The organism is Pseudomonas sp. JL27(2026) (assembly GCF_056933555.1).
Genome location: NZ_CM167794.1, coordinates 3109132 through 3122866 on the forward strand (window position 1 = coordinate 3109132; position 13735 = coordinate 3122866).

Annotated in this window: 11 protein-coding genes; 10 read left to right on the forward strand and 1 reads right to left on the reverse strand. The window is 60.8% G+C overall.

Translation table 11 applies throughout. The features are described 5' to 3' along the window. The first annotated feature begins 13 nt into the window (after positions 1-13). From AC1Z1G_RS14035 to AC1Z1G_RS14055, 5 genes are read left to right on the forward strand one after another with little or no spacing between them, the layout of a single operon-like run. Positions 14-1252, forward strand: a complete 1239-nt coding sequence (locus AC1Z1G_RS14035) for an MFS transporter (RefSeq protein WP_483620677.1) — start codon at positions 14-16, stop codon at positions 1250-1252. A 22-nt stretch (positions 1253-1274) separates the two neighbouring features. After that, positions 1275-2405, forward strand: a complete 1131-nt coding sequence (locus tag AC1Z1G_RS14040) for a LuxE/PaaK family acyltransferase (RefSeq protein ID WP_483620678.1) — start codon at positions 1275-1277, stop codon at positions 2403-2405. 1 nt (position 2406) lies between these two features. Beyond that, complete coding sequence (locus AC1Z1G_RS14045) at positions 2407-4821, forward strand: acyl-CoA reductase (protein WP_483620679.1); 2415 nt, start codon at positions 2407-2409, stop codon at positions 4819-4821. A gap of 56 nt (positions 4822-4877) precedes the next feature. Then, positions 4878-6158, forward strand: a complete 1281-nt coding sequence (locus tag AC1Z1G_RS14050; protein WP_483620680.1) for an AMP-binding protein — start codon at positions 4878-4880, stop codon at positions 6156-6158. Next, positions 6155-7093, forward strand: coding sequence for a GNAT family N-acetyltransferase (locus AC1Z1G_RS14055; protein WP_483620681.1), 939 nt, complete (start codon positions 6155-6157; stop codon positions 7091-7093). The genes AC1Z1G_RS14050 and AC1Z1G_RS14055 overlap by 4 nt, the downstream gene beginning before the upstream one ends. Before the next feature lie 68 nt (positions 7094-7161). Here the strand turns inward: AC1Z1G_RS14055 and AC1Z1G_RS14060 are convergent, their stop codons facing one another. Next, positions 7162-7695: a hypothetical protein gene (locus AC1Z1G_RS14060; protein ID WP_483620682.1), complete on the reverse strand. Its 534-nt coding sequence runs from the start codon at positions 7693-7695 to the stop codon at positions 7162-7164. A gap of 436 nt (positions 7696-8131) precedes the next feature. Between AC1Z1G_RS14060 and AC1Z1G_RS14065 the strand changes: the two genes are divergently transcribed. The 5 genes from AC1Z1G_RS14065 to AC1Z1G_RS14085 all read left to right on the forward strand — a co-directional run bounded on the left by AC1Z1G_RS14065 (position 8132) and on the right by AC1Z1G_RS14085 (position 13733). Beyond that, positions 8132-10126: a methyl-accepting chemotaxis protein gene (locus AC1Z1G_RS14065; protein ID WP_483620683.1), complete on the forward strand. Its 1995-nt coding sequence runs from the start codon at positions 8132-8134 to the stop codon at positions 10124-10126. Between the two features lie 106 nt (positions 10127-10232). Then, positions 10233-11954, forward strand: a complete 1722-nt coding sequence (locus AC1Z1G_RS14070; protein ID WP_483620684.1) for a copper resistance system multicopper oxidase — start codon at positions 10233-10235, stop codon at positions 11952-11954. Further along, on the forward strand, positions 11951-12823 hold the full coding sequence (locus AC1Z1G_RS14075; RefSeq protein WP_483620685.1) for a copper resistance protein B: 873 nt from the start codon (positions 11951-11953) through the stop codon (positions 12821-12823). Before AC1Z1G_RS14070 ends, AC1Z1G_RS14075 begins: the two co-directional genes overlap by 4 nt. 29 nt (positions 12824-12852) lie before the next feature. Then, positions 12853-13299, forward strand: a complete 447-nt coding sequence (locus tag AC1Z1G_RS14080) for a DUF411 domain-containing protein (protein WP_483620686.1) — start codon at positions 12853-12855, stop codon at positions 13297-13299. Continuing rightward, positions 13299-13733 carry a YqaA family protein gene (locus tag AC1Z1G_RS14085; RefSeq protein ID WP_483620687.1) on the forward strand — a complete coding sequence of 145 codons (435 nt, stop codon included), beginning with the start codon at positions 13299-13301 and terminating at the stop codon, positions 13731-13733. The genes AC1Z1G_RS14080 and AC1Z1G_RS14085 overlap by 1 nt, the downstream gene beginning before the upstream one ends. Positions 13734-13735 lie beyond the last annotated feature (2 nt).

Genomic DNA, 13735 nt, shown 5'->3' on the forward strand with positions numbered 1-13735 from the left:
TGACAGGGACGTCATGTTTAAACCTCTTATTTCTATCAGCCTCGTCCGGATATCAGGCTTCTGCCTCGCCATAACCTGCTTTGAACTGCTGACCTACATGGCCAGCGACATGATCATGCCCGCCATGGTGCAAGTGACCCATGACTTGGGTGCCAGCGCGGGGCACATTCCTTTCGCCTTCAACTTGTACTTGCTGGGCGGTGTGCTGCTGCAATGGCTGATCGGGCCGTTTTCCGACTGTTTTGGTCGCCGTATCACCCTGTTGATAGGGGCCGGTGCCTTTTCCGTCGCCTGCCTGGCGGCGGTCTGGGTCGCTGACATTCAGGTATTCAACCTGGTTCGCCTGCTTCAGGGCATGGGGTTGGGGTTTGTTATCGCAGTCAGCTATCCCGCCCTTCAGGAAGTCTTTTGCGAAGCGGACGCTGTGCGCATCATGGCGGTGCTGGGCAACATCGCGCTGCTGTCGCCACTGCTTGGCCCGCTGCTTGGCAGCGTGTTGCTGACCTGGATGTCCTGGCGCGAACTGTTCCTGTTACTTGGCGTGTCAGGCGCCGTTGTTTGGCTGGCGTTGTACGGGTTCATGCCCGAAACCGTCGGCGTACGGCGCCAGGATGGTCAACGCCTTGAGCCGACACCGTTTGAGTTTCGGGCCATTGTGCGTCGCTACCGCGCACTGCTGAACAACCAGCGGTTCGTTTGCGCATGCATGGCCTTGGGGCTGATGAGCCTGCCGCTGATCGCCTGGATTGGCTTGTCGCCGTTACTGCTCATCCACGGGCAAGGTCTGTCACCGTTTGAGTACGCGTTATGGCAGATCCCGGTGTTCGCCGCGATCATCGTCGGCAATCTGTTACTCAATCAACTGGTCAAGAGCGTTCCCCTGCATCGACTGATCCAGCTCGCGCTCTGGCCATTTTGTGCAGGGCTTGTGGCGCTGGTGATTACCAGCCAGTTCCAACTCCCGGTGTTCGTACTGGTCAGCGGCCTGGCACTGTCTTGCATTGGCCTGGGCCTGAGCAACGCGGCGCTGTACCGGCTTGCACTGTTCACCAGCGACGACAGCAAAGGCCTGGTGTCAGCCCTGCTCGGCATGATTTCCATGGCGGTGATGGGGGGCGGTGCGTCGTTGCTGGCAGCCCTGGGCGCCGGCGCCTCACTTGAATTATTCGCCCTTGAGGTCGGTCTCGCCGGTTTGCTTGCACTGTTGCCCTTGAGACCTCTGCTCGCCTCTCACGCCCGCGTTTATAGTTGATTCAATCAAAAAAGGATTTTTGATGATCTGTTTACCCAACACCGATGCGTTATGCGCACTGCCCCTGCCTTACGGCCAGGCCTGCGTGCCTCAGGGTTTATTTGAACGGGCCATGCACGAAATCAGCCTGTTCCATTGCCACCACACTCCCGGTTACGAACATTGGCTGGTGGCGAACGGGCTTGATGCCAAGGCGCTGGAAACGCTGGACGACTGGTCCCGATTGCCACCGTTGTATGCCAACTACTTCAAACGACGTTTACTGCTCAGCGACACCGGCGAGGATGCACTGGAGCTGACCTCCTCCGGCACCCGCGGGCAAAAAAGCCGGATGCGTTACGACGCACGCAGCATGCAGGCGGCGCAAGGCATGGTCTGTCACATCTTCAACCACTATGGCTGGAACACCCCTGACACCCCGTGTAATTACCTGCTGCTCAGTTATGAGCCCGAGGGAGAAACCACGCTGGGAACCTCCTACACCGATCAGTTCCTGTGCCGGTTTGCCCCGGTGAATCGGGCCGTCTATGCGCTGCGCTCCACCGGCAATGGTCACGCTTTTGATCTTTTCGGGGTGATTCGGGCCCTCCAGGAGTTTGCCGAGGACGGTTTGCCCGTGCGTATTTTCGGCTTCCCGGCGTTCCTGTGGCACACGCTGCAAAGGATGAGCGACCTCAACACCCCCGCCATGCAACTGCATCCCGACTCACTGGTGTTTCTGGGCGGCGGCTGGAAAACCCAGGCCAGTGAGGAGGTGCCCAAGCCGCACCTGTACGCCAGCGTGGCCCGGCAATTGGGAATCGACACCCGCCGTTGCCGTGACGGTTATGGTGCCGTGGAACACGCCGTACCCTACGTCGAATGCGTGAACCAGCACTTTCATGTGCCGGTGTACTCCAGGGTTTTCGTGCGCGACCCGGTGGATTTCAACGTGCAACCGTACGGCCGGCCCGGCCTGCTGCATTTCGTCTCGCCCTATATCACCTCAAGCCCGGCGCACTCGGTTGTCATGAGTGACCTGGCGACCCTGCACCCCGCCAGTACCTGCGATTGCGGCGCGGCTACCGACTGGTTCGAGCTGCATGGCCGGGCGGGAACCAGCGCCAGCCGCAGCTGCGCCATGGCGGCGTCCGAACTGATAAGGAGCGCCTGACATGTACCTGATCAACGGCCAACTGCGTGACGACCTCACGCTTGAAACCGCCCTTGCACTCCTCCAACCCTGCTTGCCACAGTTGCTCGCGCACCCACCCACCCATCAGACCGTCCTGGATTGCGCGGAGCGCTTTGCTCAGCGATTGATGAGCGAAGATCATGATTTAACGCTCGATGACGCTCAGCGCCAAGGGCTCATTGCCTTCTGCCAGCGCAGCACCCTGGCCGCCAAACTTGAGCGCGAACTGGGCACGCAGGCCGAGTCGCTACGCCGTTTCGACTACGCTCAACCTCATTTCGAGCGCTGGCTACCCTTGGGACTGATCGTTCACATCACACCCGGCAACGCAGAGCTGCTGGGATTATGTGCAACGCTCGAAGGTTTGCTGGCCGGGAACGTCAATTGGTTGCGCCCCAGTTCCAGCGACAACGGCCTGAGCGCCCGACTGCTGGCGACCTTTCTTGAAAGCGACGCAAGCGGCCGATTGAACCCATACCTCGCGGTGATTCCGGCGGCGACTCATGAAATCGCCTCGCTATGCGCCCAGGCCAACGGTGTTTCCGCATGGGGTGGGGAAACCGCACTCAAGGCGATTGCCCAACAGATTCCCAGCGGGTGCCGCTGGATCGACTGGGGGCACAAAATCAGCTTTGCCTATCTGTCGCCCGACGCAGCCTCACCGCAAGCCCTCGATGCGTTGGTTGACGAAGTCTGTCGGCTCGATCAGCAAGCCTGCTCCAGCCCGCAATGGGTGCTGGTGGACAGCGACACACCCGCCGTCCTGCAACAGGTCGGTGAACAACTGGCCGAGGCTTTCAACCGCCGGGCCCACCACTGGCCCGCACTGACACCGACGGCACAGGAAGCCTCGGAAATCACCACCCGCGTGGCGTTGGCCCGACTCGACCAAAGCTTCGCCGGCACCACGGGCCAGGTCTGGGGCACGGCGCAGTGGCGGATTGTCTGGGAACACCATCGCACGATGGATGCTTCGCCCTTGTTCCGCACGTTGCTGCTACGACCCGTGCCGCGTGCGCTGATCGCCCAGACTCTGACGCCGTGGCGATGCTTGCTGCAAAGCTGTGCGCTGATCTGCAATCCGTTGCAGACCGCGCCACTGGCCGAGGCGCTTCTCCACGCAGGTGTCACGCGCATCGCCCCGCCCCGGTCCATCCATGACGGCTACGCAGGCGAACCTCACGACGGGGTCTATGCCCTTACGCGAATGAGCCGTCGGGTGTCAGTGACCGTGGCGCCGGGGGTGTTGAGCCACCACGCAACGCTCGACAGGCCCGCAACAGTCCTGCCGCCCCACGGCCCCGTCATGGACAAAGCGGCGTTCATTCGCCAACCCGTCAGCCCGGCCGCCCGGCTGTTTTTCCGTTCCGGAGGCAGCAGTGGCACCCCCGTGCTGGCGGGATACAGCTATCGCGATTTCAATCGCCAGATGCGCGCCGCCGCCGACGGTTTGTTCAGCCTGGGGCTGGACCCTCAGGAGGACCGGGCGATGAACCTGTTCTACGGTTCAAACCTGTATGGCGGGCTCATGAGTTTCAGCCGGATTCTTGAATGCATGGACGTTTTACAGTTGCCCATGGGCGGCCCGACGGACGATGACTTCTCGGAAATTGCCCGGTTGATAGTCGACCAGCGCATCAACACCCTGGTCGGCATGCCGAGCACGCTTCAGCGCTTGTTTCTGAGTGAGCAGCAGCGTCTGCGGGCCTATGGCGGTATCAAGAAGGTATTCATGGGTGGCGAGCATGTGGGCGAGTCCAGCCGTCAGTTGATGAAGAGTTGCGGTGTGACCACGGTCCGCTCCGCCCTTTACGGGTCGGTAGATGCCGGGCCGCTGGGTCATGGTTGTGTGGATTCACCCGATGGGGTTTTCCACCTGCTCGGCGATACCCAGCACCTGGAAATTCTCGACTTCGACGACGACACGCCGGTCGGCCCTGACGACGTCGGGCGCCTGATTTTCACCTCACGCACGCGTGAGGGCCAGGTCATCAACCGGTATGACGTTGGCGACAGCGGTCGCTGGGTTGCCGGTGACTGTGACTGTGGCTTGCGAACGCCGCGTTTCGAACTGCTCCGACGGCACGGAAAATTACTGCGGGTGGCCTCGGACTTTCTTTCCGCCGACGACCTGGCACAACTGGCGGGGTGTGATGTGCAAATGGTGCTTGATTACGACGCAAACGGGACCGAATGCCTACAGGTCCGTACAGACGGTGATGCCGAAGCGGTACGCCAGCGCTTGATGAGCAACACGTCTATTTCGATTGCGGTAAACACTTCGCTGTTGCGACTGAGCGTTCAGTCGGTTCCAAAGTCTTCATTTGAACGAAACCTGCACAGCGGGAAGTCGCCGCTGATGATTGATTTGAGAAAACTTCAAAACGTCATTTAACACTTTCGCTGTATTCAATCATTCAGCGTCCTATTAAATAGAATAAGACTCACACCATGATTTATTCACTTGAACAACTTGCCTTGTATGCCCGAACACGTTCGTTATTTTATGCTTCGCACTTCATTAACGTGCCCGAAGTTGGTTTTAAACTTGAAGACTTGCCCTTGATCGATACCGGCACATTCTGGAACGACAGCCAGAACCTGGACACGTGGCCCGTACTGACAGATACCCCGCACGATGCACTGATTTTCAAAACCGGTGGTTCGACCAGCCAGGGAAAACGGGTGGTGTACACCCATGACGAATGGCAACAGATGGTACGCACGTTCGGTCAAGGTCTGGCGGCGCAGTTGACCGCTGGCGACCGGGTGGCCAACCTGTTTTTTGCCGGGGACCTGTACGCCGGTTTTCTGTTTATTCACGCGTCCCTGGCACATGTCGGCATCCCTGTCGCCGAGTTCCCCTTTACCGGCGAGGTCGACCCGACAACCCTCGCGCAGGCCATAGGCGAACATCGCATCAATGTGCTCGCGGGTGTTCCCGCGCAGTTACTGCGATTCGCCGCCTGGCTTGCGGAGCAGCAGCTCATCCTGCCGCAGGTCACGACGGTGTTGTATGGCGGCGAAAGCCTGTTCGCGGCGCAGTTGCCGATCCTTGAGCGGGTGTTCCCCAATGCCCGCATCGCCTCGGTGGGGTACGCCTGCGTCGATGCCGGACTGGTGGGGGCCAGCACCCGCGATTGCGGGCTGGGTGAACACCGTGCCTTTGATGGACACACACTCGTAGAGATTGTCGACGAGCAGACCGGTGAAGTGATTGATGAATGTGATCGCGCCGGCCTGCTGGTGATCAGCAACCTGACACGCCGGCTCATGCCGATGCTGCGCTACCCGGTCGGTGACCGTGCCTGCTGGCGTGAACCCTCGGGGAGCGCCCGACGCAAATTCGCCTTACAGGGCCGTAGCGCACTGAGCCAACGGGTGCGTGTCGGGATCGCCACGCTGTTTGCAAAAGAAATCAGCGACATCGTTCAACGACTGACGGGAAGCCTGCAATGGCAAGTGGTCATCCAGAGCGATGGCCACAAGGACCGCATCACCTTGAAATGGGCCGGGGACACAGACACCACGCCTGCCCTCGATCTGGCCTTGCGGGACACGCTGATCAATCACGACCCGGCGATCAGCCGGATGGTCGGCGATGCTCAGCTCGAGGTTCAAGTGCAGCGTTGTTCGGCGACCGCCTTGCAGCTTCACCCTCGTAGCGGCAAACACTTGCCGTTTCTGGACCTGCGCCAATACACCGTTCAACCGCCCGGGCTTATGCCATGAACACATTCAGGCTACGACGCTTGCGGCACGCGGATGCGGTGCCGGTGAGTGAATTGTTCCGTCAGGTCTACGGCCAGCGCTATGTGCAACCCGACGTGTACTTGCCCAGCATGATCAGCCAGCACAATGCGAGCGGTCACTGGTACTCACTGCTGGCGGTGGATGGCGATACGGTGGTCGGCCATGCCGCGCTGTGTCGCGACCCACTGGACCCGGCTCACGCGGAGCTGGCGTTGATCCTGGTACACCCCGACGCGCAAGGCCGACACATGGCGACCCGACTCGGGCGCGAACTGCTGCGCCGGTCATCTCGATTGGGGCTGGAAATCATCTCGATCAAACAAGTCACCAGCCATCCGTTTACCCAGAAAATGGCCCGCGCCCTCGGGTTTCACAGCACCGGGCTGCTGCCCGACTACGTGCCCTCGCCCTTCGGCAACCCGCATCAGGAAACCATCGTGCTGGGCTATGTGATGGTCAATGGACATACCCGGCCACTTCCGCCCTTGCACTGGGGCGATCGCTATCAGGCGTTGGGTAACTTGTTGACCGAGGCATTCGGGGCCCGCACAACGTTTACGCCACTGCCAGCCAAACCGTTGCAGGTTCGTCAGCACCATGAGCGAATTGAGCTGACCCTCCAGGGCCTGGACTCACAGATAATCGATCAACTGTGGCGGTTGCCTGAACATTGGCTGGTTTCTCTCAGGCTTGAGCTTTCCCGGCGATTGAGCCAACACCTTGAGGCACTGTCATTGGCAGGCTTTGTGTTTACCGGCCTGATGCCCGCAGGCCAAGGCTGGCTCGCGCTGTTGCATCGAGGCGCCAGACGCCAGCCGCTGAACCTGTACTGCCCGCACATGCAACGGCTGCATGACGACGTACAAGCGGTTGCGGTACGCCGGGAGACGCATCAGGCTCCGTCAGCCGCCTGAATCCGGGCGACAAGACGTGATGGAATTGCTTGTGTCCACGGGCCCGAAGCGGGCCCGTGGCAGGAGCATCAAACGACGCTTTTCACGCCTTTGGTGTTCGGTGGTGCAGTGGTGCCATTGCCCTTGCCGTACTCGAACAGGTTCTGCAGTACGTAAATGGCTTTCTTGTACTCGGGAATCAGACCGTTGGCGTACTTGTTGCCCTTGAGGTTGTTGTTCTGGATGGTGTCCAGTTGCGTGGCGAAGTACTCCAGCGCGTTGAATTTTTCGTCTTCTTTCTGGATGCCGAAACGGTCGAACTTGTCACCCGCATTCATCAGCGTCAGGTACGTCACATCGCTGATCAGGCCTTGTCCTTTCAAAAAGGCACTCATGCTGCCCAGTTGCTTGGGGGTGACGTTCTGCGGATCGAAACCCTTGATGTTTCTATGCAGCTTCTGGGCGTCCATCTTGGCGGTGTCCAGCGCTGCCGGATTGGTGCCCACCAACGCCAGCATCTGCCGGACCTTGGCGCTCTGGCTGACCTTTTTCCCCGAATTCGGGCTTTCACGAACCAATAGGCCGGCCTTGCTGGTCCAACCTCCAACGTTACCGATGGTCATGACCAGGCTCCTGTTTTTTGCATGTGGAAGACACAAGTCATTCGGTGCTGACATCCCTGTTGGGTGCGCATGAAAAATCCTTGTTGAGTCGATGTATGTGCCCAAGTATCGGCAGGGCACCGACCCTCTCCAACAAATATTTCCGCTTTTTACAATTTTCGTACATTTACGATACAAATCCCAAGACCCCAGGTTTTGCTAGCTAAAACAATTGTTTAACACGCTATGAAAAGCACCTGAATATCCTTTGTAACGGGTTACATACGATTCGCTGAGCGGCTTTTTCCAGCGTTCCAGCCTCGTGACCAACCGGTCGTCTGCAAGTCATCAAATCTTGTACGTTCGTACTAAAGCCATGCTTTGCGAGGCCGATAACTTCTCAAAGCTGCGACACGTCAAGCGTCGAATAACAAGAACGCTCCACAAGGACAGGCCCATGCCCGCATTGCGCACGATTCAAGCCCGCTACACCTCGTTTCTGGTCCTGTTCATCCTGGTGCTGTTCGGGTTGACCGTGGCAGGCATCAGCCAGTTGGTCGCCCCCAAGCTGCGCCACACCGAAGAACAAGTGGCGCTGAACCGCATTGGCGAAGTGGCGCAACAGATCCAGGGCGAACTGAACAAGGTTCAGGCCCAGCAACGCACCATCACCCAAACCATTCCACTGCTCGACAGCGCGACCATCGACACGGTGCTGCCGGGGCTGGTGGATCAATATGGCGAGCTGAAGGTGTTCGGCGGCGGTATCTGGCCGTTGCCCGGCCAGCGTGAGGCCGGACGCAACAAGTTCAGCACCTTCTGGCACCGCAATGCCTCGGGCCAGTTGGCGGTCAACACGTTCTGGAACAGTGACGCCGCGCCCAACTACTACGACCAGGCCTGGTACAAGGGCGGCATGCAAACGCCCCGCGGCCAATGCGCCTGGGCTGCCGCCTATAAAGATGACGCCAGTGCCGAACCGCGCACCAACTGCGCCATGGCGATCACCCGCAACGGCGTGCCGTACGGGGTGTCGACCATCGACGTGACCCTGGGCTTCTTTAACGACCTGATCGCGCGCAAGGAAAAAGACCTGGGCGCCGAGATGCTGATCGTCGAAGCCGACGGCAAGATCATCAGTAACAGTTCGCGCATCAGCGGCCCAATCGTGCTGAAAAACATCAGCGACCTCACCGCCAGTTCACCGTTTGCCGCTCAGGTGAAGACCGGGCTGGCGCGCCGCGACACCGCCCTGCAACGGGTCGAGTTCGACAATCAAGGCGTGGCGAGTACCTTCTTCATGCGCCCTATAGAAGGCACGCCGTGGTTCCTCGCCACCGCCTTGCCGACCCAACTGATTACCGCCCAGCGTGACGACGTGCTCGGCACCCTGAGCCTGCTGCAGATCCCGATGGTGATCCTGTTGGTGCTGTTGCAGATGTATGCCATTCGCCAATTGATCCAGCGCATGACCGCCCTGAAAGCCAACATCGATGCGCTGTCGACCGGCGACGCCGACCTGACCCGACGCATCACCATCCGCGCCGAAGATGAACTGGGCGCCATCGGTCACTCGGTCAATACGTTTATCGCCTACCTGCAAAGCATGATCGGCGAAGTGACCCAAGCTACCGGCGCCATGGCCACAAGCCTGGAAAAACTCCAGCAGACGTCGGCCCAGACCAACCAGATTCTGGTGCGCCACGCCTCGGAAACCGACCAGACCGTCACCGCCATCACCGAAATGAGTTCCACCGCCGACAGCGTTGCCGAGAATGCCGCCGAAACGGCTGCCTTCACCCAGCGCGCCAACGAACACGCCGACCGCTCGCGAGTGGTGGTCGGGGAAGCGTCCAGCAGCGTGATTGCCCTGATCGATGAAGTCGCCAGCGCCACGCACAAGGTCGAAAGCATGCAGCAGGATGCCCAGCGTATTACCGAAATCCTCGGGGTGATCGGGGCGATTGCCGGGCAAACCAACCTGCTGGCGTTGAACGCAGCGATTGAAGCGGCTCGGGCCGGTGAACAGGGGCGCGGTTTTGCGGTGGTTGCCGACGAGGTCCGCGCCCTCGCCGCCCGCACCCAGGACAGCACCTCGCAAATCAACGAAATGCTCAGCCGCCTGACCCAAGGTGTCAGCTCCTCGGTGACCGCCATGGAAAACACCCAGGCCAGTTGCCAATCCGCTGCCGACGCCACGGCGCGGGTGAACGCCGGGCTGGATGAAATGGCCGGCTCCGTCAGCCACATCAACAGCCTGAGCACCCAGATCGCCACGGCCGCCGAACAACAGAGCGCAGTGACCGAGGAGATCAACCGCAGCATGGTACAGATCCGCCACATGGTTGATGAGTTGGTGCAAAGCGGCCACGCCACCGAGCTCAATACCCGTCAATTGCTGGAGGCCAACGGTCGGGTCAGTTCGATCATGGGGCGCTTCAAGGTGCGTTGAGCCTGCGCCTGACAAATCTGTAATCCGCGCCTCAGTTTCCTGACAGCGCGCACGGCATAAGGTCCCCTCATTCCTGAATCATCAGGCCTGAGGGGACTTTTTCGTTATGCACGTCACACCTTCAAGACGCACCTTCATCAAGGGCCTGGCTGCCGGCAGCCTGCTGGCCGGGGTCGGGCTGTGGCACCCGCCCGCGTGGGCGCTCAAAGGCACGGGCCAGCAGTTGGCGTTGCGCGGCACCGGGTTTGACTTGTGGATCGGCGAATCACTGGTCAATTTTACCGGCGCAGCACGTACTGCGATGACCATCAACGGCGGCCTGCCCGGGCCGTTGTTGCGCTGGCGTGAAGGCGACACGGTGACGATCCGGGTACGCAACCGCTTGCAACAAGACACCTCGATCCATTGGCACGGGATCATCCTGCCGGCCAACATGGACGGCGTCCCAGGCTTGAGCTTTCAGGGCATCGCCCCGGACGGCCTCTACGAGTACCGCTTCACGGTCCGGCAAAATGGCACTTACTGGTATCACAGCCACTCCGGCCTCCAGGAACAGGCTGGGGTGTATGGCCCGCTGGTCATTGACGCTCGCGAGCCCGAGCCCTTCCAGTACGACCGCGACTACGTGGTGATGCTCAGCGATTGGAGCGACCAGGCGCCCGACCAGTTGATGCGCACCCTGAAAAAACAATCCGACTACTACAACCGCCACAAGCGCACGGTTGGCGACTTCATTGCAGACGTCAGCCGCGACGGCTGGAGCGCCACCGTCGCCAACCGCACGATGTGGGCTGAAATGAACATGAGCCCTACAGACCTGGCCGACGTCAGCGGCCAGACCTACACCTACCTGATGAACGGCCAGACGCCCGCGAGCAACTGGACCGGCCTGTTCAAGCCTGGCGAAAAACTGCGGCTGCGGCTGATCAACGGCTCGGCCATGAGTTACTTCGACCTGCGCATCCCCGGCCTGAAAATGACCGTGGTCGCGGCCGACGGGCAGTACGTGCAGCCCGTGAGCGTCGATGAACTGCGCATTGCGGTTGCCGAAACGTACGACGTGATTGTCGAACCGGGTAGTCAAGCTGCCTACACCCTGTTCGCCCAGGCCATGGACCGCAGCGGCTACGCTCGCGGCACGTTGAGCCTGAGCGAAGGCTTGCAGGCAGCGATACCCGCGCTCGACCCACGCCCGTTGATCAGCATGGCCGACATGGGCATGGACCACGGGGGCATGAGCGCCATGCCGGGCATGGATCACAGCAGCATGGCGGCCATGGGCGGCTCGATGCAGGCCCACCCGGCGTCCGAAACCGACAACCCGCTGGTGGACATGCAGACCATGAGCCCCAGCGCAAAACTCGGCGACCCCGGCATCGGCCTGCGGGACAACGGTCGACGCGTGCTCACCTATGCCGACCTCAAAAGCACCTTCGCCGACCCGGATGGCCGCGAGCCTTCGCGCACCATCGAGCTGCACCTCACCGGGCACATGGAGAAATTCGCCTGGTCGTTTGACGGCATCAAGTTCAGCGACGCCGGCCCCTTGCGCCTGACTTACGGCGAGCGGCTGCGCATCACCCTGGTCAACGACACCATGATGACCCACCCGATTCACCTGCACGGCATGTGGAGTGACCTGGAGGACGAAAACGGCCGTTTCCAGGTGCGCAAACACACCATTGACATGCCGCCCGGCACCCGCCGCAGTTACCGGGTCACGGCCGATGCCCTCGGGCGTTGGGCCTATCACTGCCACTTGCTGTACCACATGGAGATGGGGATGTTTCGTGAAGTGCGCGTGGATGAACCGGGGAGCCCGTCATGAACCGTCATCTGTTGCTTACCGCTGCGCTGGGGCTCTACATGACGTCGGCGCAGGCTGGCGAAACCATGGACCATTCCAGCATGGGGCATGCGCCAATGCCCGGTATGGACCACAGCCAGATGAGTGGCATGGATCACTCGGCAATGGCGCCGTCAGAGAGCCGCATGCCGATTCCAGCGCTCACCGACGCCGACCGTCGCGCTGCATTCCCGCCGGTGTCCGGGCATGGCGTGCACGACAAGGCGATCAACAGCTTTCTGCTGGTCGATCAATTGGAGTATCAGGACGCTCGTTCGGGCAGTGCTTTGAATTGGGACATCAGTGGCTGGATCGGCGGTGACATCGACCGTCTCTGGTTGCGCTCCGAAGGTGAGCGCGGCAGCGGCGCCACCGAGAAAGCCGAAGTCCAGGCACTCTGGGGCCATGCCCTGGGTCCATGGTGGGATGGGGTCGTCGGGGTTCGTCAGGACTTCAAACCCGGCGCGCCGCAAACCTGGGCAGCCTTCGGCCTTCAAGGCATGGCGCTGTATAACTTTGAAACACAAGCAACCTTTTTTGTCGGTGAAAGGGGGCAAAATGCGCTCCGACTGGAAGGCGACTACGACATCCTGCTGACCAACCGGCTGATTCTTCAGCCGACCGCCGAGGTCAATGCCTACACCCGCAACGACCCTGAACGCGGCATCGGTGCCGGGTTGGCGAACACTGAAGCCGGTGTGCGCCTGCGTTACGAAATCGTCCCGCAGTTTGCCCCGTACATCGGCGTGAGCTGGAGTCGCTCATACGGCAACACGGCGGATTACGCCCGCGAGGACGGTGACGACACCAATGAAGCACGGTTCGTCGCAGGCATCCGGCTGTGGTTCTGACCCCAACAACGATCGACAAGAGACTTCCCATGCGAAACACACTGCGGCTGGCTGCCCTTGGCGCCCTGTTCATCAGCTCCATGGCCCAGGCGGCCGACCTGATCCCCATCGACGTGCACCGCGACGCGAATTGCGGCTGCTGCAAAAGCTGGATCTCACACCTGGAAGCCAACGGTTTCAAGGTCATCGACCACGTCGAGCCCGACATGAGCGCCGTCAAGCAGCGCCTCGGCGTGGCACCGCGTCTGGCCTCGTGCCATACCGGCGTGATCAACGGCAAATTCGTTGAGGGCCATGTGCCGGCCGAACAGGTACTGGCCCTGAGTAAACGCCCGGACCTGTTGGGCATTGCTGTACCGGGCATGCCAACCGGTTCGCCCGGCATGGAAATGGGCGGCCAGGTCGACGCTTACCAAGTGATTGGGCTGAGAAGCAATGGCACCGATGAAGTGATCGCCGACTACCCGGCCCGGTAATGCTCGCGGGTTACCTCGGGCTGTTCCTGGCGGCCTTCGGCGCCGCGACCCTGTTGCCGTTGCAGTCCGAGGCGCTGCTGGTGGGCTTGTTGCTGAGCGAACGGTATTGGCTCTGGACGTTGCTGGCCATCGCCACCTTGGGCAATGTCCTCGGCTCGCTGCTGAACTGGTGGCTGGGGCGCAGCGTCGAGCGCTTCAAGGGCCGGCGCTGGTTTCCGGTCAGCCCCCGGCACCTGGACAAGGCTCGGGGGCATTACCAACGCTATGGGCACTGGTCGTTGTGGCTGAGCTGGGTGCCGATCATCGGTGACCCGCTCACAATGATTGCCGGGGTGATGCGTGAACCGCTCGCACGCTTTCTGTTGATCGTGACCCTGGCCAAGGGTGCCCGCTACGGGGTGCTGGCGCTGATAACGCTGGGCTGGATGAGTTGAAC

Excerpts from the sequence above, each read along its gene's own strand:
- AC1Z1G_RS14085 (WP_483620687.1), top strand. The coding sequence starts at position 13,299 with ATGCTCGCGGGTTACCTCGGGCTGTTCCTGGCGGCCTTCGGCGCCGCG.
- AC1Z1G_RS14075 (WP_483620685.1), top strand. The coding sequence starts at position 11,951 with ATGAACCGTCATCTGTTGCTTACCGCTGCGCTGGGGCTCTACATGACG.
- AC1Z1G_RS14035 (WP_483620677.1), top strand. The coding sequence starts at position 14 with ATGTTTAAACCTCTTATTTCTATCAGCCTCGTCCGGATATCAGGCTTC.
- AC1Z1G_RS14055 (WP_483620681.1), top strand. The coding sequence starts at position 6,155 with ATGAACACATTCAGGCTACGACGCTTGCGGCACGCGGATGCGGTGCCG.
- AC1Z1G_RS14065 (WP_483620683.1), top strand. The coding sequence starts at position 8,132 with ATGCCCGCATTGCGCACGATTCAAGCCCGCTACACCTCGTTTCTGGTC.
- AC1Z1G_RS14070 (WP_483620684.1), top strand. The coding sequence starts at position 10,233 with ATGCACGTCACACCTTCAAGACGCACCTTCATCAAGGGCCTGGCTGCC.
- AC1Z1G_RS14040 (WP_483620678.1), top strand. The coding sequence starts at position 1,275 with ATGATCTGTTTACCCAACACCGATGCGTTATGCGCACTGCCCCTGCCT.
- AC1Z1G_RS14080 (WP_483620686.1), top strand. The coding sequence starts at position 12,853 with ATGCGAAACACACTGCGGCTGGCTGCCCTTGGCGCCCTGTTCATCAGC.
- AC1Z1G_RS14045 (WP_483620679.1), top strand. The coding sequence starts at position 2,407 with ATGTACCTGATCAACGGCCAACTGCGTGACGACCTCACGCTTGAAACC.
- AC1Z1G_RS14050 (WP_483620680.1), top strand. The coding sequence starts at position 4,878 with ATGATTTATTCACTTGAACAACTTGCCTTGTATGCCCGAACACGTTCG.
- AC1Z1G_RS14060 (WP_483620682.1), bottom strand. The coding sequence starts at position 7,695 with ATGACCATCGGTAACGTTGGAGGTTGGACCAGCAAGGCCGGCCTATTG.